We start from the raw sequence: 22,312 nt of genomic DNA on the forward strand, positions 1-22,312 counted from the left end.
GTGAATTATTGATTTATTGGGCGATCTGATTAAGGAAAATGGACAGGTCTCCGGCGGCGGCGGCCTGCATCAGCAGCGCCCGCCAGGCGTTTCCATTCGTGACGAATTTGTCCACTTCGGCGCGGTTAAGCGCATTTACACTTTGCGCCAATGTAAATAAGTCGGTTAGGCCGCTTTCGTAGCGTGCTTGTGCCTGATTAAAAGCGCCTTGCGCTGCATTTAGCTGGACGGGTGTGAGACGCGCCTGATCCAAAGCGAGCCGGAACTGCATTTCCGCATCGCGCGATTGCCGGTCGAGTTGCAGTTTCTGGGTTTGATAAAGTTCTTTAAAACGCTCAACCTGAAACTGTTCGTTTTTGTAATCGTTACGCACCCGCAAAATGTTGGTGAGGTTCCAGCGCGTGGAAACGCCAAACAGATAATTGTAAACCTGGTAATTTACCCCGCTTCCAAAATCCGTTTTGAAAGAATCATCCTTGTTGGAAACACCCGAACCACGAGCCCAACCCGATCCTAAAATCGAGATTGATGGAAGGAATGATTTGCGGACGGCGTTGCTCCTGGCAAGGGAAGCATCGATCTGGCTTTGAGAAAAACGCAGAGCGGGGTTTTTGAGAAAGTCTGTTTCGGAATTGGCGGCGGGTAATTGGGAGTAAAAGGCCATGCTATCGACCTGAATGCTGTCGCGCAGCTGGCCTGTGAGTTCCGCCAGTCGAAGTGCTTGCGCTTTTTTAGAACGCTGACTTTCTAATAACAATAATTGAGCTTTGGCAAATTCGGCGCTGGCCAGCGAGCTGTCTACGCCGGGACGCATGCCCGAGCCGACCGCAGCATCCGTAACCTGCTTGAAAACCAATGCTCTTTCGAGATTTTGCTGCTGCGCTTCCACCAGTTTCTGGTTAATGAGCAGCACCAGATAAGCGTCCACGATCCGGACCTGATGCTGAAAAATCTCATTTTCATAATCGGCCTGGCTGCGTGATAACTCCGCTTTGGCGGTTTTTACATTGGCCTTAACCTTTCCAAAATTAAAAACACGCCAGTCTATAAGTGCGCTGGTGAAACTGCCGAATGTGCCCGTATAAATGTTTTCCGGACGAATGCCGCCCGAAGGAGAAATGACGCTCCCTTCATTGCCCCAGAATGAGCCTGCAACACTGTTATTGGTCGAAAATGTATACTGGTCCTGAACGACAAAAGTGGGGAGATAATCCGTTTTGACAGATTTAATCCGCATTTCTGCACCGCGCACTTCGGCCTGTTTGGATTTCAGGAAAGGATAGTTTTGAGTGCCTTCCTGCAATATTTCCTGTAAATTCACTTGCTGTGCATGGCATATGGCGCTTGACATCAGTAAGGCGAGCAGGAAAACCAGGCCGGGTGTTTTCCGCTTTTCTTGAAAAAGCCTTTTTGAACTAGGAATGAACATGATATAACGGGTTAATCCAACAATATTTTGGGACGAAACTAGGAGCCAATTCTGGAAACATTTGGGAGAAATGGCTGTTTTAAGCCATTTGAGGACAAAATATTATCTCCTAAATTTTTCCAGAATCGCATTTTACCTTTGTCCGTTATCTTACAGCCGATCCATGAAAGTATTAGTAGTAGAAGATGAAAAGGGCCTGGCGGAAAGCATTGTTGAATACTTGACGCGCGAAGGATTTATTTGTGAAGTGGCCAATACATTCTGGCAAGCCGATGAGAAAATCAGTTTGTACCAATATGATTGCACGATTGTAGACCTGACATTGCCCGACGGCGACGGCTTTGACATTGTGCAAACACTAAAAAAGATAGCAGCAGCCACCGGCATTATCATTATATCGGCTCGTAACACGCTGGAAGACAAGATCAAAGGGCTGGAAATCGGCTCGGACGATTACATGACCAAGCCATTCCACCTTTCTGAATTGAATGCTAGGGTTAAATCGCTGATCAGGAGGCGGAGTTTTGGCGGGAACAATGATATGATCTGGAAAGAAATCCGCGTGCAGCTACAATCCAGAAAGGTTTTTATTGGGGAAAAGGAGGCGATTTTGTCTAAAAAAGAATACGACCTTTTGCTGTATTTTTTGGCTAATACGGACGTGGCCCTGACCAAAGAATCCATCGCAGAACATCTCTGGGGTGATCATATGGATTCCTATGATTCGCTGGATATGGTTTATTCGCACATCAAAAACCTCCGGAAAAAGATTTTGGAAAGGGGAGGGAAGGACTACATTCAGTCCATTTACGGCATCGGTTATAAATTCACAGCACCTTGAAATTACTTCAGAAAACAAGTAGAATTTACCTTTTCGCATCGCTGGCTATCTACATTGCGGTGGGCATCGCGTTTTTCTGGAGTATCAAATATATGATTTACGACGAGGTGGAAAATCGGCTCAAAGTTGAGAAACGCGATTTTGAGGCTTATGTGGAGGAGCACGACGAGTGGTTGGAGGATGCGTATTTTGTAGAAAATAAAATCGAAGTCAGCCCCACGCGCGGCAGCATTTCTGACGAGGTGATTTTTAAAGACACATTGATTCTGAACCGATATGAAGGAACCCTTGATCCGTTTAGGCAGCTGACTTTCTACGCCTCCATAGACGGTGAGCCGCACCGGGTTGTGATCAGGAAGTCGATGATCCAGTCTTACAAGCTTATTGAGGCTATTTCGGCGATTATGATTGCTTTTCTGGGCGTGCTGATGGTAGGAATGTTCTTTTTCCAGCGACGGCTTTCGGGAAAAATCTGGCAACCGTTTTACGAATCGCTGGCCAACATTAAGGATTTTGATTGGACCAAAAGTAAAAAGTTGGAGCTTCCGAAAAGTGAAATTACGGAGTTCAATGAGCTGGAAGATGTGATGGTAAAAATGGCCTCCAAAATGCAGCACGATTACAAGAGCCTCAAAGAATTTACCGAGAATGCGTCCCACGAGATGCAAACGCCGCTCGCGCTTATTAATGCACGCGTGGAGCAGTTTATCCAAACGGGTGATCTGGACAAAGATCATACTTACTGGATTGAAGAGATTTATCACGCTTCCCGCAGAATTTCCCGGATTAATCAAGGCTTGCTATTATTAGCAAAGATTGAAAATCAGCAGTTTACAGAGCAGGAAAACACCAATCTGACCGATTTGCTAAAAGCGAAACTCGGCGATTTTGAAGACATCATTTCACATAAACAACTCCGCGTGGATATTGATGCTGAGGGAGAATTTATCACATTAATGTCTCCCGCATTGGCAGAAATCATGATCGTTAACCTGATCAACAATGCTATCCGCCATAATTACGTGAACGGAACATTAGAGATCAGATCCGGAAACCATCATTTGCAGGTAAGCAACACCGGTAATGCATTAAAAACTGACCCTGAAAGCTTGTTTGACCGCTTCAAAAAGGAATCCTCCGGCAGCGAATCGGTGGGATTGGGCTTGGCAATCGTGAAGCAGATTTGTGATAATTATAATTTAAAAGTCACCTATCAAAATCAAGAATCAATCCACAAAATCCGCATAGAATCCCAATAAAGAAATCCCGGATGGATAGCATATCGGCAGCAAAAGAAATGGCGGTCAGCAAATCCCGAATGGATAACATATCGGCAAAAAAAATAGCCGTCAGCGAATCCAGAGGGATAAAATATTGGTAGCAAAAAAATGATCATTAATGAAGGAAAATCCCGGAGGGATGACATATCGGTAGCAAAAAAATGATCATTAATGACGAAAAACCCCAGAGGGATGACATATCGGTAGCAAAACAATGATCATTAATGAAGGAAAATCCCGGAGGGATGACATATCGGTAGCAAAAAAATGATCATTAATGACGGAAAATCCCGGAGGGATGACATCTTGGTAGCAAAAAAATGATCATTAATGACGAAAAATCCCGGAGGGATGAAACAGCCTACACATTGTTTCATCCCTCCGGGATTTTTATCTTGGATTGACCTTATGGTGCTACCGATATTTTATCCCTCTGGGATTCGCAAATGTGGCCATTTTTCTTTGCTACCGATATTTCATCCCTCTGGGATTCGCTGACGCCCTATTTTATGCTACCGATATTTTATCCCTCTGGGATTCGCTGATATGGCCATTTTTTTATGCTACCGATATTTTATCCCTCCGGGATTTGCTGACCGCCATTTTTTTGCTGCCGATATCTCATCCCTCTGGGATTCGCTGATGGCCTATTTTCTTTGCTACCGATGTTTCATCCCTCCGGGATTCGCTGATACGTCCTATTTTTTTGCTTTAACTGTTCCTGTTACCTGGATGCTTTTTCCAGTTCAGCTGTCAACATTTTATTGTCAGGAAATTCCTGCGGGATCCAGCGGTTTACGATTTTTCCGGATGCATCCGTAACCAGGAAAGGATAGCGGATATCAATCGCATATTTCTCCTTCAAAATTTCAATGTTCTCATCCGAAGCCCAAAAATGCTTTGCATTCGGCCTGTCCTTTGCATATTGCTTCCAGGTGCCGAACGGAATGCCGGGAGCGACGGATACATAAACGAATGTTGCTTTATCGCCCAACTTATCTTCCAACGCCTTCATACCTGGCTCGTGCTGGCCTATACTGAACGAAAATACCATGCATACGGGCTTTCCGGTAAGTGACGAAACCGTTACAGCCGTGCTATCCACATTCAGCAATGTAATATCTGCCAATGCTGCGCCGGGCTGCAATGTTTCTTTTGTTGCAATCAGCTTCGCTATATATTCGGCATTCGGGGATTGCGGGAATGTTGTTTTGTAATCTTCCAAAAGTGCTTTGCTGGTTTCAATGCCCGGAATAGCCGTGGCGGCGTAATTTAGCCAGTATGTGAGCAGATATTCTTTCTGTTTCGGATAGGCTGCTAGTTTTTCCTTACTAAAAGCATAAACATCTTTCAATGCTTCCGGGCTGATTTCATATCTTGATTCAGACGCCAGCGGGAATTTCCTTGTAGACGGGATCAAAGCCCAGTTGCGCAGTTCATCGCGATACGACTGGCTTAGCAATGCTTCGTCTGACATGATTTTGAAATCGGCCAACGTAACTTCTTCGAGCTCTTTGCGTTGCGCATCGTCCAACTTCATGACCCGGTTGCCGCGCATGATCTTTTCCTGGATCAAGCGTCTCATTAAAGATGGCTCTGTAGCCGTGGTAGCCAACACATAAGCCTCAAAACCAGGCACAACAGGATTTGCCGCTTTAAATTTCGCAAAACCATCCAGGCGTGCTTTTTCCAGGCTGTCGCTTTGTTGTACTACACTTTTATTCTCAATCTGCGACGGTTTGTAGCCAAATACCGGCAAATACTGGAATTGGTTTTCAAGGAAATAATTTTTCAGAAAAGTCTGATAATTAGCGTTCTTTCCGGAGAAAGTCACATCTCCGTTATCGGCGAATGCAATGGTAAGGTCATCGCCTGGCTGGATGAATAGCATCCAGGTTTTGTTAATGCTTCCACCGCCATATTGCAGGCGCATCATACGTGGCTCCGGCAATTGAATGACGGCTTTTTCGGTTGTTTTGTCTTTAAAATCAGTGGAGGCGACGGGTTCCAGTTTTACATCGGCAAGGCCTATGCCCAGATTGGGGTGGAAGTGAACATCTTCCTGAACCAAAGTTACGGTTACAGGAGCTTGTTTTGGGTTAGTGAGCGTTATAGTTGCAGTATTTTGGGCTTTTACCAATACGCTGGTAAATAATAGTATCAGTAGCGTTACTTTTTTCATTTTGTGTATAATAAGATTTTGAGGTCACTTTTCAAGTGTAAAAAGTGTGCCAATATACGTAAGATCGTGCGGCATTTGCCCCGTACTTCTTTTAACTTAGCCTCTTAATTCCTGATTCTCCGAATGAGCCGCGTTTCAATCCTACAATTCAATGACCTCCGTTCCCGCTTTGAAGGGGAGCTTTATTTTGATAACTCAACATTGCATGCGGCTCAAAAGTCCATCTATGCAACGGACGCTTCCGTTTATCAGGAAATGCCTCTCGCAGTGTCGCTCCCGCGAACGGTGGAAGATATTCGCAGACTAATTGAATTCGCTGCCAAAAATAAAGTGACACTCATTCCGCGTGCTGCCGGCACATCGCTGGCGGGGCAGGTAGTGGGAAGCGGGATTGTGGTTGACATTTCAAAGCATTTTGGAAAAATCATCGAGGTTAATGTGGCCGAAAAGTGGGTTCGCGTGCAGCCAGGCGTGATCCGGGATGATCTGAACAAGCATTTAGCCCAATACGGCCTGCTTTTCGGGCCGGAAACTTCTACGGCGAGCCGCGCTATGATCGGGGGAATGATCGGGAATAATTCCTGCGGCTTGCATTCGATCACCTGGGGCGCTACGCGGGATCATTTGCTGGAAGTAAAAGTATTGCTGTCGGATGGTTCGGAAACGACATTTAATAACCAGTCTGTTTCGGAATTTACAAACACGGTTATAGGTAAAAAGGCCAATAGCAAAAGAGAGCAGTCCATTCTGGCTGGCATGATGGGATTGGTTTCGAATCCGGTGGATCAGGAGTTGATCAAAAAACAATTTGCCAAACCAACCGTAACACGCAGAAATTCAGGCTATGCGCTGGATGCATTGGTAAGGGGTTTTGAAAAAAATGAAATAAATCTCTGCAATCTGATTGCAGGCTCGGAAGGGACATTGTGCTTTGTTACCGAGGCGAAACTAGCTTTGGTAGATGCGCCGCCCGCGTCTGTCGGTGTGGTTTGCGTGCATGCCAACTCGCTGGCTGAATCACTGCATGCAAACCGCGTTGCTATGCAATTTGATCCAAAAGCTTCCGAGCTTGTGGACCGCTACATCATGGACTTTACCAAAGATCACACGGTTTATTCCCAAAACAGGTTCTTCATGCAGGGTGATCCGGCGGCATTGTTGCTGGTTGAATTCTGGGGAAATAATATTCAGGAGGTTGAGCTGCAAGCGGCAAATCTGATTACTGCCTTGAAGGCAGAAAACCTGGGTTATGCCTATCCGCTTTTGTTTGGAGAAGAGGCAAACAAGGCCTGGGACATCAGAAAGGCAGGTTTGGGGTTAATCCGGAATTTGCCGGGTGATACACAGCCCGTTAACCTCATCGAAGATTGTGCCGTGGCGGTGGAGGATTTGCCTGAATACATTGCCGAGTTGGAAATCCTTTTACAAAATCACGGTCTGCACGCTTCATATTATGCGCATGCCGGTGCTGGCGAATTGCACGTGGAGCCGATGATCAACCTCAAAACCGAAGCGGGTAAGCAGCTTTTCAGGCAAGTGCTGGCGGATACGGCTGCATTGGTCAAAAAATACAATGGTTCGCTGTCGGGCGAGCATGGCGATGGCCGGTTAAGGGGTGAATTTATTCCTTATATGATGGGCAGTGAAGTTTATGAAATGTTCCGGCAGGTAAAACGCATCTGGGATCCTGATGGGATTTTTAATGCAAATAAAATCGTCGATACGCCGCCTATGAATGAATTCCTGCGCTATGAGCAGGACAAACCGCAGCCCGAAATCAAAACAATTTTTGATTTTTCCAAACAGGAAGGAATGCTCCGTCTGGCTGAAAAGTGCAGTGGATCAGGGGATTGCAGAAAAACAGAGCTTACGGGCGGAACCATGTGCCCGAGTTACATGGCCACGCGCCGGGAGCGGGACACCACACGGGCACGCGCGAACATTCTCAGACAATATTTAACGCCGGTTAGCCAAAAGCAAACAGGCAGCGCACCAATCGCCGCTACCCAGGAAATGGTGAAAGAAGTGCTGGATCTTTGTCTTTCGTGCAAAGGCTGTAAGTCGGAATGTCCTTCCAGTGTGGATGTGGGCAAGATGAAGGCGGAATTTACGCAGCAATATTATGAAACGCATGGGGTTCCTATGCGGAGCAAGCTGATCGCAAATTTCTCTAAACAGATGAAGCTGGCTTCTATCGCTCCCTGGGCTTTTAATGGTGTTTTTGGCACAACTTCACTTCGGAAAATAGCTAATAAAATGGTCGGTTTTCACCCGGATCGTTCCATGCCGCATCTGCATTCGGAGACATTGGAAAAGTGGTGGAAAAAAAGACAAAAACCAGAACATTCAAATGCCCGGAAGGTCTATTTGTTTTGTGATGAGTTTACGAATTATAATGATGTTGAGGTTGGCAAGAAAGCCGTTAAGTTGCTGGAAAGAATTGGTTATGAAGTCTTTATTCCAAAGCATGAGGAATCCGGCCGTTCCTATTTGTCAAAAGGATTTGTAAAAGAAGCCCAACAACTGGCCATTAAAAATGTGGCTTACCTTAAAGATCTCATCACTTACGATACACCGCTGATCGGCATCGAACCGTCCGCAATTCTCTCATTTCGTGATGAATATATCGATCTTGTTCCTGCAGAACAGCGAGTGGATGCTGTCAGAATTTCCGAGCATGCATTGCTTTTTGAAGAATTCATTGCCCGCGAAATAGACGCGAAAAGAATTAATAAAAGTGTATTTACACAAAAAAAGCAACTGATTAAGTTGCACGGGCATTGTCATCAAAAAGCTTTATCCACATTATCTGCGTCTAAAAAAGCGCTATCACTTCCCGAAAATTATCATGTTCAGCTCATTCCCTCGGGGTGTTGCGGCATGGCCGGGTCTTTCGGTTATGAAGAGGAACATTATGCCGTTTCCATGCAGATAGGAGAGCTGGTGTTGTTTCCGACAGTACGCCAGCAGCCCGAAGATGTGTTGGTGGCCGCTGCCGGAACCAGCTGCAGGCATCAGATAAAAGACGGAACAGGACGTCGTTCACAACATCCTGCCGAAATTTTATGGGATGCACTTATCGATAAGTGACTTACTCCGTCTTACGAACATTTTCCATGATTGTATCCGATGCTACGCTATCAGCCGCAGCTGCTCCCGCTGCTCCTGTGGCGCCAGAGCCTTGCTCCGATGGTGTTTCAGCTTCGGTAAAATTTTCGTTGTGGTTGAAAAATCCACCCCAAAATGCAATTGCCATTAATACAATACCCACACCTAATATCCACTTCCAAACATTCTTGGTATTCTTCGTAGCTCTGGCTTGGTCATCAGTTTCTCGCCTGTCCATGGTTCAATGATTTAGTTTGAAAATGTTAGTACCAAAGTTGTACCAACCCGCGTAAAATGGATTTTACAGCCATTTATATAACATTGTGTTGATAAAATTTCCCCAAACAAAGTCATTCGTTAAAAATGTAATAAAACTGGTATGTTTGATGTTAGTTTAGATGAAAAATAGAAACTTCGACAAAGAACTTATTACAATACTCAGCCTGATTTATGAAAATTTCCCTCAGTTACCTTCCTGCCCTGATTGTACTTTTCCTATTATGTAACATCGAAAGCCGGGCGCAGGACACCCGCAGTTTTTTCTCAGTTTCGGGGGGATATAGCTTACCGGTTGGGGAATTGGCCCGCGAAAAACTGGACGATCCATTTGCAGGATTGACAGGTTCCGGCATTTTTGGACAGGCTAATTATGATTTCCGGGTCGCACGATGGATCGGGTTGCGAGCTTCGGGAAGCATGAACATTAATAAGACAAATTCTCAGCCGATTTTGGACAAAGCCAATAGCTATGCACAATTCCTGAATGAGCGATATACCTGGCAAAGTAATGTGTCAAACTGGAAGCTGAATGCATTAATGATCGGTCCGGCATTGTACATTAACATGAATAGGGTGCAGCTTGAACTGCATGCACAAGCGGGTAAAATCTGGGCAAATTCTCCAACCGTCGATTTGATAGGGACATCGGAAACCGGTGGCGAGCCTATTACGGTTAATCTCAAAAAAGCATCAACTACTGCTTTCGGGCTTGCCGGCGGTGCAAGCTTACGACTGCCGTTGTCGGGAGCGTTGTTTTTTCAGCTCAATGCGGATGTGATCGGCGCAGAGGCAGAGATCAATGATGTTACCATTCGCGCTGTTCGCGGTTCATTTGATTTTTCTGAAAAGGTGAGTGAAAAACGCTTTATAGGCGTCGTGAATGTAGGAGCTGGATTTGGGATAGCGTTTTAAATCGCTAACGTATATCTGAATTGTTATATTTGCATCGGTTCAAACCCGGTGGCAGCGAACTATTGATCATCTGCGTATTCGAATATAGCTTTAAATGAAGGTTCTTAAATTTGGCGGCACCTCTGTCGGTTCGGTAGACAGCATTAAAACAGTAATCAGTATCCTTGAAAAAAACCTGGCGGAAGGGGAGCGTATTGCGGTCGTTTTTTCTGCCATGGGCGGTGTTACCAACCGGTTGATCGAGATCGGTAAAATGGCTGCTGCGGGAAATCCTGAGTACATGGAATTCCTGAAAGTGGTTGAGGAAAGGCACTTTGCAGTTGTGCGCGGCCTGATTCCGGTAAAGAACCAAAGCAGCACATTTGCCGCGGTAAGAGGGCTTTTTAACGAACTGGAAGACATATTAAGGGGCGTTTCCTGGATCAAGGAGCTTTCAGAGCGAACGCTGGACCTGATCATGAGCTTTGGCGAACGTCTATCCACACTGGTTATTACCGAAATCCTGAAAAGCAAAGGCGTAACCGCCGAATTCTGCGACGCCAGGCAGATTATTCATACCAATGCAACTTACGGAATGGGCGATGTGAACTTTGAGATCACAAACCGCCAGATCCTCGAATATTTTGCCAAAGCAGCTGCTTTACAATGTGTTACGGGCTTCATTGCTTCCACAGCAGAAGGCGTAACAACCACATTAGGCCGCGGAGGTTCCGATTATACAGCCTCCATTATTGCCGCAGCATTGGATGCCGATTCCATTGAAATATGGACAGACGTTGACGGTATGATGACCGCCGATCCGCGTAAGGTTGCCAATGCATTTACAATCCCTTCCATTTCTTATTCGGAAGCGATGGAGCTTTCCCACTTTGGCGCGAAAGTGATCTATCCCCCGAGTCTGCAGCCTGCATTTGCCAAGAATATCACATTGAAAGTGCTCAACACATTCAATGTTGATTTTGAAGGGACTTACGTGCAAAAAGCCGCTAATGGGAAAGATTATGCGATAACCGGGATTTCTTCCATTGATGAGATCGCTTTGGTGAACATTCAGGGAAGCGGGATGATTGGCGTGGCAGGGATTTCCGGCCGGCTATTCACCGCACTTTCCAACAATGCGATCAGCGTTATCCTGATTTCACAAGCTTCGTCCGAACATTCGATCTGTTTCTCTATTGATCCAAAAAATGCCCAGCGCGCGACGGAAGTTCTTGAAAAAGAATTTGCTACGGAGATCGCCTTGGGCCATATTGACAGCATTGCCATTGAAAAAAGCCTTTCTATCATCGCGATCGTGGGTGAAGGAATGAAAAAAAGCACGGGTGTTTCCGGTAAGCTGTTTTCTGTTTTGGGCAAAAATGGGATTAATGTTGTGGCCACGGCGCAGGGTTCTTCCGAGCTTAATATATCTGTGGTAATTGCCAAAAGTGACCTTTCCAAGGCGCTTAATGCCATCCACGGCGTGTTTTTTCAATCTGAAACGCGCTCGCTCAACCTGTTTATTGTAGGAATGGGCCTGATTGGAGGCACGTTACTGAACCAGATCAAGAATCAGACAACCTATTTAAGAGAAGAAAAGCTGCTGAACCTCAACATCGCAGGTTTGACCAACACCAAAAAAATGCTCCTCGATCCCGACGGCATCAGCCCGGAAAACTGGCGTGACCGCGTAATGGATGAGGGTGTGAAAACGAGCCTGCCAGCATTCGTGCAGCGCATGATCGAGCTCAACTTGCCCAACAGCGTTTTTGTGGATTGCACTTCGGATAAGGACATTGTGCAGTATTATCATATGTTGCTGGATGCCAGCATTTCTGTGGTAACGCCTAATAAGGTTGCCAATTCCGGCACTTACTCAGAATACGTTTCGTTACAGCGGACCGCATTGCAGCGCGGGGTTAAGTTCCTGTATGAGACCAATGTAGGTGCCGGTCTGCCGATCATTAACACCATTCAGGGATTAATGGCGAGCGGTGATAAATTTCTCAAAATTGAAGCAATCCTTTCGGGAACGTTATCTTACATTTTCAACAATTTCGGTCCCGGGATTCGTTTTGCAGATGTGGTGCGTGAAGCCAAGGTGAAAGGTTTTACAGAACCCGATCCGCGGGAGGATTTGAGCGGAGCCGATGTAGGCCGCAAAATATTGATTCTTGCACGTGAAGTAGGTGTGCCTTTGGAAGCCGAGGAAATTACGATCAAAGCCATTTTGCCAGGAAACTGCCTGAATGCGCCCACAGTTGATGCTTTTTTCCAGGAGCTTGAAATTTCTGACGGTTTCTTCGCAAGCATGCAGGCAGAAGCGGAAGCTAAGCATGAAAAGCTGCGTTACATTGCCACGCTTGAAAATGGAAAAGCCAGCATTGAGCTTAAAACTGTCGACGCCCAGCATCCGTTTTATACATTATCCGGAAGCGACAACATCGTTTCCTTCACGACAGAACGTTACAAAGACCGCCCACTCGTCATCAAAGGCCCCGGGGCCGGCGCCGAAGTTACCGCCTCCGGCGTCTTCGCGGATATCATGAGTATTAGTAGTTATTTGGGTTAGCGGGTCTTGCAATAAGCATATCTGATTATAGTTCAAGTGCTCACGTTCCATTATCGATCATTTATGAATCAACAAATGGAGCAAAATGAAAAAAATAATTATTGATGACATCGTAGCAAAGGCACTCGAATGTTTAACAGTTGCACAGCAGATGCTTGAAAAAAGACAATTGGATTTCGTTATAAATCGAGCGTATTTTACAATGTATCATAGTATTCAAGCACTGCTTTTTATTAAAAACATTCGAAATAAGTCACGCCAAAAAGTACATAACGCTTTTCACCGAGAGTTAATACTTACTGGCGAATTACCTCAGGAGCTTGGTGTGATTTTGAAAAAAACATTTAGAAAAAGTCAGCGAGCTGATCACGAGTATGATGAGACGCCTGAACAAACTGCCATTAATTCCTTTAACGAAGCTGAATATTTTGTTCATAGCATCGTCCAATACTTAAAGCAAAACAACCATTTAAAGTGAATTCAATAAAAGCTTTTGCGCCGGCTACGGTGGCTAATGTTGCGTGTGGTTTTGATATCTTCGGGTTTGCTATTGAGGCGCCGGGAGATGTGGTGGAGATTAAAAAACGGGACGAGCCTGGCGTTGTTATAACAGAAATTACAGGAGATGAAGGCCGGTTGCCGCGTAATGCTGAAAAAAATGCAGTGACCGTTGTTATGTTGCATTTATTGAAGCATTTGGGCATCAAAGACTTCGGCGCAGAAGTTATTTTAAATAAAAATATGCCACTAGGAAGCGGAATGGGTTCCAGCGCGGCGAGTGCAGTGGCAGGAGTTGTTGCGATGAACGAGCTGCTGGGTAACCCGCTGACCCGTCAGGAATTACTGCCTTTTGCAATGGAAGGTGAAAAAATCGCTTCGGGATCGGCGCATGCAGATAATGTTGGACCGTCGCTTTTGGGTGGTTTTGTGGTGATCAGGAGCTACAATCCGTTGGATATCTTTACGATTCCTGTGCCGGATGATTTGTATTGTACATTGGTTCACCCTGATATTGAGATTAATACAAAAGATGCGCGCTTTATCCTGCGCAGCGAAGTGTCGCTCAAAAACACGATTGCTCAAATGGGCAATGTTGCCGGACTGGTGGCGGGTTTGATGAAATCAGATTATGAGTTGATCGGCAGGTCCATGGTTGACGTTATCATTGAGCCGGTAAGGTCCATTTTGATCCCTGAATTTAACGAAGTTAAGAAAGCAGCCATTGCAAACGGAGCATTGGGATGCAGCATTTCGGGCTCAGGGCCCTCTATGTTTGCATTGAGCAAGGGAAAGGCTAATGCGGAAAGTGCAGGTCGGGCTATGCAACTGAAATTTGCGGACGCCGGAATTGAAGCCAGTATGCATGTTTCTGCCATCAATAAAAACGGTGCATCCATATTATAATGCTTTCCGAAAATCGGATGAGAGGCACATTGCGAAAAATGGAAAGAACTCTAACGGACTGGTGAACTTTATTATTTGTTTCAGACGTTAAATATTTACGAATACAAAACTTAGAAATAGCATGGTTACTGTAAGTGATAGCGCCAAAGATAAAATTGTTGAACTCCGCAATGCGGACGGACATATTGAGGATTACCAGATCCGCGTTGGTGTGCTGGGAGGCGGCTGTTCGGGCTTGACTTATAATTTGGAGTTTAACTCTGAAACGAAGCCTACGGACATGGTTTTTGAGGATAAAGGGGTCAAAATTATTGTTGATAAAAAGAGCATTCTTTACCTGGCCGGAACGATACTTGATTTCTCGGATGGCTTAAATGGTAAAGGCTTTCAATTTGTAAACCCCAATGCAACCCGTACTTGCGGGTGCGGTGAAAGCTTTGCAGTTTAACGATATTCTTAAAATATTTTATTTTTCAAACGCGTTCTGAAATCCTCGGACGCGTTTTTTTTATAGTCCTGAATGGCCTTAATTTGCCGCTTCAAGTAGCAGACATACACATTAAAACAATTTGAATGAAACCAACTCTTTTGATTTTAGCTGCCGGCATCGGTAGTCGTTACGGAGGCATCAAGCAGCTAGACCAGTTTGGCCCAAATGGGGAGACAATCATCGATTATTCACTATACGACGCGATTCGCAGCGGTTTTGGTAAAGTAGTTTTTATCGTTCGTCAGGAAATTAAAGACAGTGCAGAAGCGATTTTTGCGCCGAAACTGAAAGGTAAAATTGATTACGACTTCGCCATTCAAGGCATTCAGTCCTATGTTCCTGAGGATTTGGGAACGGTGGAACGTGTAAAGCCATGGGGAACCGGGCATGCCACATTGTGCGCCTGGCCGCAGACCGAAACACCCTTTGCAGTAATCAATGCAGATGATTTTTATGGTCGCGACGCTTTCGCCACCATGTCCGATTTCCTGACCAACGACACCAATGATAAGCAGCACGCGATGATCGGTTACGAGCTGAAACGCACATTATCAGAAAACGGCACCGTTTCCCGCGGCATTTGCGTGGAACGAGCCGATCATAACCTCGAATCGGTTGTGGAACGCACCAAAATTTTCGAAGAAGGCGGAAAAATCTATTTCGAAGAAAATGACATCAAAACAGAAGTGGCGCCGGAAACCCCCGTTTCCATGAACTTCTGGGGTTTCAAACCCGGCATGTTTCCAATCACGAAAGACTTATTTGAAACCTACGCAAGGGAGAATATTAACACGCCAAAAGCTGAATTTTACATCCCAACCGTCATGACGCACATCATCAAAAACGGCTTGGGCGACTGCCGCGTCTTCCGCATCGCCTCCGACTGGTTTGGAGTAACTTACCCGGAAGACAAGCCAACGGTTCAGGCTTCGCTGAATGCGCTGCATGAGGCAGGGGTTTATCCGGAGAAGCTTTGGGAGTAAAAGTAGATCATTGAATAATGAAAGGAGTCGTCTCAAAAACGGCTCCTTTTTTGTTTTACCGTAAACTAACGCTTTCCCACCGGAGGCTCATCGCTTTTGTGAACATTCATTTCTCATAACAACATTGGGTCCTCAAACTGTTAAACAATTCACCCATAATTGACATGAGTATCACTTCACACTTACCAAAACAACATAAGCGCCCTTCTCATCGCTTTCTTGCGATACTTTCAACGCTATTATTCCTTACCAGTAAAATCGCTCTTGCCCAAGGCGTCGGTATCAATACGCTTACACCTGATCCAAGTGCTGCGCTCGATATTGTGAGCTCAGATAAAGGACTTTTGATTCCTCGTGTTTCGTTACAATCTGTTTCTGATAATGCGACTGTTCCAAATCCGGCAACTGCATTGCTCGTTTATAATACGAATGCAGGCCTCGGCAAAACGGGATTTTATTATAATGCGGGAACAGCTGCAAGTCCGGCGTGGAGTATAGTAGGCGGAGGAGTTGCAAATTTAGCGTTGCCATTTTCCCAGGTAGTCACCCACAACGGCCCATTGTTTCTTATTAATAACAATGATGGAAACTCTTCTTCTATTGCTATAAGTGGGATTGCTGTTAATGCTATTGCCATGAGAGGTGCTACTGTAAATGGCACTGGTGTTGTTGGGAACACCAGTTCAAGTGGTAGAGGGGTTCTTGCTGCGGCAGCTAATACTAACGGGACTGCGTTAGAAGTTAGCGGACCAATAAAGATCCATGGTCCGGGACAATCTCCGGGAGCCGGAAAAGTGCTTACTTCCGATGCGAATGGAAATGCTACATGGGATAATGTCCTAGGGAACGTGGCGTTCAGAGCAAGTGGAATTCCGGAGAATGGAAGTGAAAAAATTGCACCCGGAAGTGTCTCAAAAGTTGCATTCGCAATTCAGGACTATGATTTAGGATCAAACTATAATGATGTTCAAGGTTCTCCGCACAGCACTTTTATTGCCCCGCTCAACGGAATCTATCACTTTGATTTAACATTGCTGTGGAACATTTCTTCTTATCACGAATATGGGACTAGAACTAGATTTATCAGAACGAGAGGTGGATTAAAAGTACCAGTTTCAAGTATACTCTTCCAAAGTGGCAAAGATGGAACTATAAGCTCGTCCATAGATCTACAACTCCTTCAGGGTGACATGATTCACATTGAAGGAGAATACTTTGGAGACGATGAAATTTCAATAGGAACTAATAGTGACGATAGCCATTTCAGTGGGCGGCTTATTATGAAACAGTAACGACTTCATAATAGGGTTTAAGGTTTTGTCAAGTAGCAAAAAAGACCTCATCCGAGGTCTTTTTATGGGAATAAAGAAGCTAAGCTATCACTTCTGCACCAACGCCTCCATCATCCGCTCCGCCAGAAACTTGTTTCCTTCATCCGTTAAATGCACCCTATCCGAAGTTAAAATCCCTTTTTCCTTATTCTCAGGGTTGTTTTGAACTAGATAATCCTGGAAAGATTTTCTCAAATCGCAAAGTTGCAGGCTGTTGCGGGTGGCGATTTCGCGGATTAGTTTGGAATATTGGTTCAGGTCGCCGTCCTGGGGGTTGGAAGCGTCATTTCTTTCGCCGATTACTGTGGGCGTACATACGATCACGCGAATGTTCTGCGCTTTCATTTTTTTGATCAATGCTTCATAAAACTTCACGTATTTGTCGGGATCAGTTCCGGTTCCTGATGATGTTTTGTGCCATACGTCGTTAATTCCTACGTAAATGAAGACTACATCGGGCTTTTTGGAAAGCACATCGTCTTCCAGTCTCAGATACAGGTCATATACTTTGTTCCCGCCGATTCCGGCGCCCATGAGCTCATACTGGCTGTCCTGACCCTTTGATTTGAGCATTTCACTCATTTTAGTAATGTAACCCGTCGGCCCTACGCCGGCTTGTGTGATGGAATCTCCGAAAAATATCACGCGAAGTGGCTTGTCCTGACGCATTGCAATCAGGGGCAGAATGAAAATGGCAACCTGCAAAAATTTAAAAATGACCCGCATATAGAATGGATAAAAATGGTTTTTGGAAAAAAGACTGCCAGCTTTTAAAATTACCCTTGGCGACATTTGGATTCTTCAATGCCTGATCAACGTCACGCGTGCCACATCCATCGGGTAATGCAATGTAAATGTATTGCCGGGAATCATTTCCGGCGCCAGATTCAGCGGCAATGTCAGTTGACGGACTTTGTTTTCAACCAGCGCGCTTACCAGCAGCTGATCCGCTTGTTTTATACAACTAAGCACTTCTCCAAAGATCACAAAATCCTCCGTTTTTGACTGCTCGTTTGCGTAAACCTCGGCGGGAGTTCCTTGGCGGAAAATTTTACCGTTCTCAATAATGGCCACCTGATCTGCCAGACGGAATATTTCACCAATGTCGTGGGTGACAAGGATCATGGTGAGATTGTGCTGGCGATGAAATTTCAACAGCATATCCTGCAAATGATACCGCATATCATAATCCAGAGCCGCAAAGGGTTCGTCCAGCAACAATAAATCCGGCTTCCGCACCAGTGCCCGGGCCAATGCTACGCGTTGCTGCTGACCGCCAGAAAGCTGGTTGGGTTTTCGTATTGCCAGATTGGAGAGTTCTGTGGCATTCAGCAGGTCATCGACAATGCTGCGATCACTGCCTTTTGGTAAACCAAAAAGGAGGTTTTCCTCAACCGTAAGGTGTGGGAACAAGGCATAGTCCTGAAAAACAAAACCAATATTCCTGAGTTGTGGAGCAACAGATCCTTGCGCTGCGCTATCAAGCCAAACTTGGTTGCCAAATGTGATTTTGCCTGTTTCAGGGGTTAGTAATCCGGCGATTTGCCTTAATAATGTTGTTTTACCTGCACCTGATGGTCCTGTAATGGCTAAAATCCGTCCTTTTGGAAGTGATAATGCAATTTCCATCGGCATTTTGCCGTGGACAGTTTGCAAAGTGTGCTTGATATGGACGTCAAGAAGGCTGTCGGACACGGAGCAGGCGGTTGTTAATGGAATAGACCAACAGCAAAATAACGAATGTAATTGCAAAAAGCACGATCGCATAATCGTTCGCGGCGCCATAATTCAGCGCTTCCACTTCGTTATAAATGGCCACAGAAGCGACTTTGGTAACGCCTGGAATGTTGCCGCCGATCATGAGCACAACCCCGAATTCGCCGACGGTATGTGCAAATGTGATAACAAATGCAGTTAATATGGCAGGTTTGCAATTTGGTAAAAGTACTTTGAAGAATGTTTCCCACTCATTTTTACCTAATGTATAAGATGCTTCGCGCAATGAGGCGGGAAGCGACTGTAGGCCTGCGCGTATGGGATAAACCATAAATGGTAAACTATAAAGCACGGAGGCAATAACAAGGCCCGGAAAGCTGAAAACAAGCCTCAACCCAAAAATACTTTCAATCCAGGCACCGAACCAGTAGGAGGGACTGAACGCCAGAAGCAGGTAAAATCCAATCACAGACGGCGGCAAAACGAGTGGCATGCCAATTAGCGATTCAATGATCCCACGCCCTTTGAACTTCCCAAACGCCAGCCAGTACGCCAATGGCAATGCAAGCACCAGCAGGATCAGCGAAGTGATCGTTGCGAGTTTGAAGGTTAGCCAGAGGGGTTCGGGGTTCAATTTTGAATGAGTGAATGAGTAAATGAGTGAATGAGCGAATGAGTGAATGAGTGAATGGCTGTTCTCTATTTGTAGCCGTATTTTTGAAAGATTGCTTTCGCTTTTTTGGAATATAGAAATTTATAGAATTGTTCGCTGGTTGCTTTTTTGGGAGAATCCTGGCTGTGATTGAGGAGGATGGCTGCTTGTTCTATGGGTTTATAATCGGTCGAATCCAGGATAATGTAGTTGCCCTTATCTTTCATTTCGGGTGAAAGGACGATGGATAATGCATTGAAACCTGCTTCAACATTGCCGGACGTAATGTATTGGGCAGTTTGGGCGATACTTTCGCCAAAAACGAGCCTTTTCTCTATTTTATCAAACAAATTTTTTGACTTTAAAATCTGAATAGCGGCCTCTCCATAAGGTGCCGTTTCCGGGTTAGGGACGGCAATTTTCTTGATTTTATCGTTTGCTAGTGAATCAATGTTTAGATCAGATTTTGGGATGTTTTTAGACCATAAAACCAATGACCCTAAGGCATAGACTTTGGGCTTTTCTGCCGATCCGCCGTTTTTGAAAATCTCCTCGGGATATTTTGTATCGGCCGAAACGAAAACATCAAACGGTGCGCCTTCGCGGATCTGGGTGGTGAGCTTGCCGGAAGAACCAACCACAATGTCAATTTCCTTCCCGGCTTCTTTTTCAAATTCCGCCTTAATTTCCTTCATTACATATTGCACGTTGGCGGCGGTAGCCACAATAATTTTCTCCGAAGGTTTGGAACAACCCGCCAGGAAAACCGAAAAAAGCAGAAAAAAACGCTGAATATTCATGTTGCAATTTAATGGATAAACCCCAAATGATCATTGCTTCCCATTGCGTTAAAAATCGTAAATTGCGCGCCATTTCGAGCGCAGGCTCTGAAATCACAGCTGGGAAACCGGCTTCCTTAAAGTGTAATTAATAACAATGTAATGATTATAGATACTGCCCAGCGCACCAAGCAGACTTCCGAATACTACTTTTCGGTGAAGCTCGCGGAGGTTCGCAAAATGATTGCAGAAGGTCATGATGTCATTAACCTGGGGATTGGAAACCCGGACATGATGCCTTCGTCTGAAACGATAACAGCCTTGTCTGAGGCGGCTCAGAAGTCGCAAGCGCATGGTTATCAGCCTTATGTGGGCACGCCTGCATATCGGAACGCAATCGCAGATTTCTATTATCATACTTACGGCGTTAAACTCGATCCTGCAACAGAAATATTGCCATTAATCGGTTCAAAAGAAGGCATCACGCACATTTCTCTGACATTCCTTGATCCAGGCGATGAAGTGCTGGTTCCTGAGCTGGGTTACCCGGCGTACCGTGCTGTTAGTCAAATGGTGGGTGCGGTTGTAAAGGAATATCCGTTACGCGAAGATTTCGGCTGGCAGCCGGATTGGACCGCGATAGAAGCATTGGTAACGCCCAAAACCAAGATCATGTGGCTCAACTATCCACATATGCCTACGGGAGCGCCTGCAACGCAAGCGTTGTTTGAAGAAGCGGTGGCATTCGCGACAAAGCATAAGATTCTGCTTTGCCATGATAATCCTTACAGCCTGGTTTTAAATAAAAAAACGCCGATCAGCCTGTTATCTATTGAAGGAGCGAAAGAGGTTGCCATTGAGCTTAACTCCATGAGCAAGTCGCACAATATGGCGGGATGGCGAATGGGCTGGTTATCAGCGGCTAAGCCTTACATTAATGCTGTGCTTACCATTAAAAGTAATGTGGATTCAGGCATGTTCTGGGCCATGCAGGAAGCGGCTGTTGCGGCCTTGCATAATTCGGACGAGTGGCATCAGGAGCGCAATGCGGTATATCAAGGCCGGTTAGAAGCTGCTGAGGCTATTTTGGAAACAATTGGTTGCACCTGGGATCGTAAGCAGGAAGGCATGTTCCTATGGGGCAAATTGCCGGATTCTGTCGAGTCCGCAGAGGTGCTGGTGAATGCTCTTTTGGTTGAAAAACATGTGTTCATTGCGCCTGGCTTTATCTTCGGGCCGAAAGGACAGCGTTACATCCGCTTATCGCTTTGCTTGCCGAAGGAGCGTATTTGGCAAGCAGTGGAACGAATAAAGGCTTAATCCTCAATTTATTGGTGTTTATTTATTTTGAATCGAAATGATACTTAGTATAATAGGAGTGGGCTTGCTGGGCGGTTCTTTCGCTTTGAGCCTGCGCGAAAAATATCCGAATGTTAAGTTTGTAGGCGTTGATAATTCTTTGGTAAATCAAAAAATTGCTTTGGCCAAAGGCATTGTTGATGAGATCGTTACACTTGACGTTGCGCTGCAAATTTCTGAGCTGAATGTGCTGGCAACGCCTGTTGACGCCATTAATAAGCTTTTGCCTTATATGCTGGATCATCTGCCGGAAGGACGGACTATCATGGATCTTGGCTCTACAAAAGAGGCGATTTGCCAGATTGCGGATGCGCATGCAAAACGTGCGCAATTCGTTGCCGTACATCCAATGGCGGGAACCGAGAATTCAGGACCTGGTGCTGCATTTAAAGAGTTGCTCACAGATAAATACGTCATTATTTGTGATAAGGAAAAAAGCAATGCTGAATCACTTGGCCTGGTTGAAACTTTCCTGCGCGACGTCGGCATGAAGATTTATTATATGCAGCCGACTGAACATGATTTGCACTTGGCTTACGTGTCACATTTGAGCCATATCAGCTCTTTTGCGCTCGGATTGACGGTTTTGGACAAAGAAAAGGACGAAAAAGCGATTTTTGCTATGGCGAGCACTGGATTTTCTTCAACGGTCAGGCTTGCTAAAAGCTCACCGCAAATGTGGGCTCCTATTTTTGATCAGAACAAAACCAATGTGTCAAAAGCATTGGGAGACTACATTGAGCTGCTGAAAAAATTCAAGGATGCTATTGATCAGCACGATCTGGAAACAAGTCTGGACTTCATGAGCAAGGCAAATGACATCAGACGAGTTTTAGCCGGAATTGAGAAAAAATAAGAAATATCAGATTTATAACTTATTGAAAAACAGCCTATTGCAGGATGTTTTTTGTTTTTTAGGAACCATTAATACGCGCCGGGCTGTTAAACATGCACCTTTCAAAGGGTATCTTTACCTCCTCTCTCAATCGATAATAATTAGATTTTTCAATAAAACG

Annotated in this window: 19 protein-coding genes; 12 read left to right on the forward strand and 7 right to left on the reverse strand. The window is 45.2% G+C overall.

Going from position 1 to position 22,312, the window contains the following annotated elements:
• Window positions 1–13: 13 nt before the first annotated feature.
• Window positions 14–1,429, reverse strand: a complete 1,416-nt coding sequence (locus NFI80_RS21695) for a TolC family protein (RefSeq protein WP_235160517.1) — start codon at window positions 1,427–1,429, stop codon at window positions 14–16.
• A gap of 163 nt (window positions 1,430–1,592) precedes the next feature.
• Between NFI80_RS21695 and NFI80_RS21700 the strand changes: the two genes are divergently transcribed.
• Entirely contained in the window at window positions 1,593–2,270 is a 678-nt protein-coding gene (locus NFI80_RS21700; protein ID WP_233797495.1) for a response regulator transcription factor, read from the forward strand.
• Window positions 2,267–3,529: a sensor histidine kinase gene (locus NFI80_RS21705; RefSeq protein ID WP_235160516.1), complete on the forward strand. Its 1,263-nt coding sequence runs from the start codon at window positions 2,267–2,269 to the stop codon at window positions 3,527–3,529. The genes NFI80_RS21700 and NFI80_RS21705 overlap by 4 nt, the downstream gene beginning before the upstream one ends.
• Window positions 3,530–4,274: 745 nt before the next feature.
• Here NFI80_RS21705 and NFI80_RS21710 read toward each other — a convergent pair.
• On the reverse strand, window positions 4,275–5,732 hold the full coding sequence (locus tag NFI80_RS21710) for a thioredoxin domain-containing protein (RefSeq protein ID WP_235160515.1): 1,458 nt from the start codon (window positions 5,730–5,732) through the stop codon (window positions 4,275–4,277).
• 123 nt (window positions 5,733–5,855) lie between these two features.
• On the opposite strand from NFI80_RS21710, the gene NFI80_RS21715 reads away from it, so the two are divergent.
• The gene (locus NFI80_RS21715; protein WP_235166316.1) at window positions 5,856–8,822 is read left to right on the forward strand and encodes an FAD-binding and (Fe-S)-binding domain-containing protein; all 2,967 of its coding nucleotides are present in this window, start codon (window positions 5,856–5,858) and stop codon (window positions 8,820–8,822) included.
• A gap of 1 nt (window position 8,823) precedes the next feature.
• On the opposite strand, the gene NFI80_RS21720 is transcribed toward NFI80_RS21715, so the two are convergent.
• Complete coding sequence (locus NFI80_RS21720; RefSeq protein WP_233797491.1) at window positions 8,824–9,078, reverse strand: YrdB family protein; 255 nt, start codon at window positions 9,076–9,078, stop codon at window positions 8,824–8,826.
• A gap of 212 nt (window positions 9,079–9,290) precedes the next feature.
• Here NFI80_RS21720 and NFI80_RS21725 point away from each other — a divergent pair, with 212 nt between their 5' ends.
• The 7 genes from NFI80_RS21725 to NFI80_RS21755 all read left to right on the forward strand — a co-directional run bounded on the left by NFI80_RS21725 (window position 9,291) and on the right by NFI80_RS21755 (window position 16,751).
• A complete protein-coding gene (locus tag NFI80_RS21725; RefSeq protein ID WP_233797490.1) occupies window positions 9,291–10,031 on the forward strand; it encodes a hypothetical protein in 741 nt (246 codons plus the stop codon).
• A 94-nt stretch (window positions 10,032–10,125) separates the two neighbouring features.
• Entirely contained in the window at window positions 10,126–12,582 is a 2,457-nt protein-coding gene (gene thrA / locus NFI80_RS21730; RefSeq protein WP_235160513.1) for a bifunctional aspartate kinase/homoserine dehydrogenase I, read from the forward strand.
• 85 nt (window positions 12,583–12,667) lie between these two features.
• Window positions 12,668–13,060 (forward strand): HEPN domain-containing protein, encoded by a 393-nt coding sequence (locus NFI80_RS21735; protein ID WP_235166317.1) that lies wholly within the window; start codon window positions 12,668–12,670, stop codon window positions 13,058–13,060.
• Complete coding sequence (locus NFI80_RS21740) at window positions 13,057–13,986, forward strand: homoserine kinase (protein ID WP_235160510.1); 930 nt, start codon at window positions 13,057–13,059, stop codon at window positions 13,984–13,986. Before NFI80_RS21735 ends, NFI80_RS21740 begins: the two co-directional genes overlap by 4 nt.
• A 121-nt stretch (window positions 13,987–14,107) precedes the next feature.
• Window positions 14,108–14,434: a HesB/IscA family protein gene (locus tag NFI80_RS21745; protein ID WP_233797485.1), complete on the forward strand. Its 327-nt coding sequence runs from the start codon at window positions 14,108–14,110 to the stop codon at window positions 14,432–14,434.
• 125 nt (window positions 14,435–14,559) lie between these two features.
• Complete coding sequence (locus NFI80_RS21750; protein WP_235166318.1) at window positions 14,560–15,459, forward strand: nucleotidyltransferase family protein; 900 nt, start codon at window positions 14,560–14,562, stop codon at window positions 15,457–15,459.
• A 164-nt stretch (window positions 15,460–15,623) separates the two neighbouring features.
• Window positions 15,624–16,751 (forward strand): phage tail-like protein, encoded by a 1,128-nt coding sequence (locus tag NFI80_RS21755; RefSeq protein ID WP_235166319.1) that lies wholly within the window; start codon window positions 15,624–15,626, stop codon window positions 16,749–16,751.
• Between the two features lie 87 nt (window positions 16,752–16,838).
• On the opposite strand, the gene NFI80_RS21760 is transcribed toward NFI80_RS21755, so the two are convergent.
• The 4 genes from NFI80_RS21760 to modA form a co-directional block, all read right to left on the reverse strand.
• Window positions 16,839–17,516, reverse strand: a complete 678-nt coding sequence (locus tag NFI80_RS21760; RefSeq protein WP_235166320.1) for an SGNH/GDSL hydrolase family protein — start codon at window positions 17,514–17,516, stop codon at window positions 16,839–16,841.
• Window positions 17,517–17,591: 75 nt separating this feature from the next.
• Window positions 17,592–18,485, reverse strand: coding sequence for an ABC transporter ATP-binding protein (locus NFI80_RS21765; RefSeq protein WP_235166321.1), 894 nt, complete (start codon window positions 18,483–18,485; stop codon window positions 17,592–17,594).
• Complete coding sequence (modB, locus tag NFI80_RS21770; protein WP_233797480.1) at window positions 18,466–19,140, reverse strand: molybdate ABC transporter permease subunit; 675 nt, start codon at window positions 19,138–19,140, stop codon at window positions 18,466–18,468. The genes NFI80_RS21765 and modB overlap by 20 nt, the downstream gene beginning before the upstream one ends.
• A 65-nt stretch (window positions 19,141–19,205) precedes the next feature.
• Entirely contained in the window at window positions 19,206–19,958 is a 753-nt protein-coding gene (gene modA, locus NFI80_RS21775) for a molybdate ABC transporter substrate-binding protein (protein ID WP_235166322.1), read from the reverse strand.
• Between the two features lie 141 nt (window positions 19,959–20,099).
• Here modA and NFI80_RS21780 point away from each other — a divergent pair, with 141 nt between their 5' ends.
• Both NFI80_RS21780 and NFI80_RS21785 read left to right on the forward strand, forming a co-directional pair.
• Window positions 20,100–21,257: a pyridoxal phosphate-dependent aminotransferase gene (locus NFI80_RS21780; RefSeq protein ID WP_235166323.1), complete on the forward strand. Its 1,158-nt coding sequence runs from the start codon at window positions 20,100–20,102 to the stop codon at window positions 21,255–21,257.
• 37 nt (window positions 21,258–21,294) lie between these two features.
• Complete coding sequence (locus tag NFI80_RS21785) at window positions 21,295–22,152, forward strand: prephenate dehydrogenase (protein ID WP_233797477.1); 858 nt, start codon at window positions 21,295–21,297, stop codon at window positions 22,150–22,152.
• The last annotated feature ends 160 nt before the right edge of the window (window positions 22,153–22,312 follow it).

This window comes from Dyadobacter chenhuakuii (assembly GCF_023821985.2).
GTDB classification, from domain to species: Bacteria; Bacteroidota; Bacteroidia; order Cytophagales; family Spirosomataceae; genus Dyadobacter; species Dyadobacter chenhuakuii.

Excerpts from the sequence above, each read along its gene's own strand:
- NFI80_RS21695 (WP_235160517.1), bottom strand. The coding sequence starts at position 1,429 with ATGTTCATTCCTAGTTCAAAAAGGCTTTTTCAAGAAAAGCGGAAAACA.
- NFI80_RS21700 (WP_233797495.1), top strand. The coding sequence starts at position 1,593 with ATGAAAGTATTAGTAGTAGAAGATGAAAAGGGCCTGGCGGAAAGCATT.
- NFI80_RS21710 (WP_235160515.1), bottom strand. The coding sequence starts at position 5,732 with ATGAAAAAAGTAACGCTACTGATACTATTATTTACCAGCGTATTGGTA.
- NFI80_RS21715 (WP_235166316.1), top strand. The coding sequence starts at position 5,856 with ATGAGCCGCGTTTCAATCCTACAATTCAATGACCTCCGTTCCCGCTTT.
- NFI80_RS21720 (WP_233797491.1), bottom strand. The coding sequence starts at position 9,078 with ATGGACAGGCGAGAAACTGATGACCAAGCCAGAGCTACGAAGAATACC.
- NFI80_RS21725 (WP_233797490.1), top strand. The coding sequence starts at position 9,291 with ATGAAAATTTCCCTCAGTTACCTTCCTGCCCTGATTGTACTTTTCCTA.
- thrA (WP_235160513.1), top strand. The coding sequence starts at position 10,126 with ATGAAGGTTCTTAAATTTGGCGGCACCTCTGTCGGTTCGGTAGACAGC.
- NFI80_RS21735 (WP_235166317.1), top strand. The coding sequence starts at position 12,668 with ATGAAAAAAATAATTATTGATGACATCGTAGCAAAGGCACTCGAATGT.
- NFI80_RS21745 (WP_233797485.1), top strand. The coding sequence starts at position 14,108 with ATGGTTACTGTAAGTGATAGCGCCAAAGATAAAATTGTTGAACTCCGC.
- NFI80_RS21750 (WP_235166318.1), top strand. The coding sequence starts at position 14,560 with ATGAAACCAACTCTTTTGATTTTAGCTGCCGGCATCGGTAGTCGTTAC.
- NFI80_RS21755 (WP_235166319.1), top strand. The coding sequence starts at position 15,624 with ATGAGTATCACTTCACACTTACCAAAACAACATAAGCGCCCTTCTCAT.
- NFI80_RS21760 (WP_235166320.1), bottom strand. The coding sequence starts at position 17,516 with ATGCGGGTCATTTTTAAATTTTTGCAGGTTGCCATTTTCATTCTGCCC.
- modA (WP_235166322.1), bottom strand. The coding sequence starts at position 19,958 with ATGAATATTCAGCGTTTTTTTCTGCTTTTTTCGGTTTTCCTGGCGGGT.
- NFI80_RS21780 (WP_235166323.1), top strand. The coding sequence starts at position 20,100 with ATGATTATAGATACTGCCCAGCGCACCAAGCAGACTTCCGAATACTAC.
- NFI80_RS21785 (WP_233797477.1), top strand. The coding sequence starts at position 21,295 with ATGATACTTAGTATAATAGGAGTGGGCTTGCTGGGCGGTTCTTTCGCT.